The sequence below is a fragment of the Calditrichota bacterium genome, from assembly GCA_014359355.1.
GTDB lineage: Bacteria > Zhuqueibacterota > Zhuqueibacteria > JANLFK01 > Oleimicrobiaceae > Oleimicrobium.
Window position 1 is genome coordinate 1 of record JACIZP010000214.1, and the last position, 1,979, is coordinate 1,979.

Sequence of the window (1,979 nt, forward strand, 5' to 3'; positions counted from 1 at the left end):
TAAAACTTGAGCGCCATCCTATGTCCCTCTCACTGCCGACACGAACTCACGAACTCGCTCAACGGAAACCCCCCGGCCGCTTTTCAGCCAGGTGCCGACGATGAAGCCATCGCAGAACGGGAGAAAGTGAGGTGCATTGGACGGGCTAACACCGCTTCCCACCAAGATGGTAGCTCCGGGGAAGGCTTGCCGGAGCTGTTGCACCTTGGCAGGACTCGGCGCCTCACCGGTGGCTCTGCCGGTGACGATGAGACCGTCCGCGCCAGCCCGTTCCAGCAAATCTGCCGCCTGCCGCACTGGGTCCGCCTCGCCGAGCGGCACGGCGTGCTTCACCAGCACGTCGGCAAGCACCATGACTTTCGCGCCAAGCGCGGCCCGCGCGCGCATCACCTCATGGGCCCGACCCTGGATGAGCCCCTGATCGGTCACCATGGCGCCCGCCAGCACATTGACCCGGATGAAGCTGGCTCCCACCACGGCGGCTACCGAAAGGGCAGCCATTGCGTCGTTGCGCAGCACGTTCACCCCCACCGGCAAGCGCGTGGCCCGAACTAGGCGGTCTGTGACCACGGCCATGGCGGCGACGGTCACCTCCGGGACGCGATCCGGGAAGAATGGCACGTCGCCGAAGTTCTCGACGATGCAGCCATCAAATCCGCCTTGAGCGAGCGCCTCCGCATCGCGCAGCGCGGCGTCGATTACCGCGTCAAAGTCACCTGCAAAGCAGGGGCTCCCCGGCAGCGGCTGGAGGTGCACCATTCCAATGAGCGGCTGCTCGACACCAAATGTGGCGCAAAGCCAGCTACTGCTCACGCTGCCCCCCATGCGCACGACGCAGGGCCAGCTCGACAATGCGCTCGCACAACTCCGGGAACTCGATGCCTGCAGCCCGCGCCGCCTTGGGCACCAGGCTTGTACCGGTCATACCGGGCAGCGTATTCATCTCCAGGCAGTACACCTTGCCGTCCTCACCATAGCGCAGGTCCACCCGACCGTAGTCTTGGGTGTAGAGCACCTGGTAGGCCCTTACCGCCATCTCCTGGGCTTCGATGCGGATGTGCTCAGGGATCTGGGCAGGCACTTCGTAGCGGCTCTTGCCATGCGAGTACTTGCATTCATAGTCGTAGAAGCCATGTTCAGGGATGATCTCCACGACGGGCAAGGCCTCACCCGCTAGAAGCGCCACGGTGATCTCGCGGCCGGCGATGAACCGCTCGATTATCACCTCCTGCGAGTAGATGCGCGCCTTGCGCAGCGCCTCGGGCAGCTCCTCCGCCGCGGTGACTCGGCTCACGCCCACCGTGGACCCTTGATTACTCGGTTTGACCACTGCGGGAAAACCGAAACTGGCAGCCACGGCTCTGGCCACGCTTTCCCACTCCGACACTTCCCCGTCGACCAGCAGCCACTCCGGAGTACGAATACCCATGCGTTCGAAGACTCGCTTCGAGGCCACCTTGTTCATTGCCAGCGCGCTTCCCAGCACTCCAGTACCGGTGTAGGGCACGCCTGCCAAGTCAAGCAACCCCTGAATGGTGCCGTCCTCACCAGCGCCGCCATGCAGTCCGTTGAACACCACGTCGATGCGCTGGCGGGCAAGGTAGTCGATACAGCGAATGTAGTGCCGGCCGTAGTCCTTAGGCAGCTGCGCGAGCGACGGTGGCTCGGTGCCAATGCCTACCTGGCTGATTTCGTTTTTCCCCCTCATTGGTCCGTCGCCCAGCGCGGGGTCCACCAGCATCACTTTGTGGCCGAGAGAACGAAGGGCAGCGGCAATCTGAAGCCCCGAGGCCAGCGACACGTCCCGCTCCGGGGAATATCCGCCCAGGAGCACCGCAATCTTCAGTCTGTTAACCAAGTATCCTCTCGATTAGTTTCTGGCACTTTTCCTTGCCCATGAGCGACACCACTTGTGGCAGGGGTGGGCCATCGCTTTCGCCGGTGAGGGCAAGTCGCACCGGCACCCAGAGGTCCTGGCC

General features: G+C 63.6%; 2 protein-coding genes. Both read right to left on the bottom strand.

Annotated features, from left to right (window positions below):
• Nucleotides 1-18 precede the first annotated feature (18 nt).
• A complete protein-coding gene (locus H5U38_09610) occupies nucleotides 19-825 on the bottom strand; it encodes a BtpA/SgcQ family protein (GenBank protein MBC7187277.1) in 807 nt (268 codons plus the stop codon).
• Nucleotides 803-1,846 carry a D-alanine--D-alanine ligase gene (locus tag H5U38_09615; GenBank protein MBC7187278.1) on the bottom strand — a complete coding sequence of 348 codons (1,044 nt, stop codon included), beginning with the start codon at nucleotides 1,844-1,846 and terminating at the stop codon, nucleotides 803-805. Before H5U38_09615 ends, H5U38_09610 begins: the two co-directional genes overlap by 23 nt.
• Nucleotides 1,847-1,979: the final 133 nt, after the last annotated feature.

Coding starts and splice junctions, on each gene's coding strand:
- H5U38_09610 (MBC7187277.1), bottom strand. CDS start 825: ATGGGGGGCAGCGTGAGCAGTAGCTGGCTTTGCGCCACATTTGGTGTC.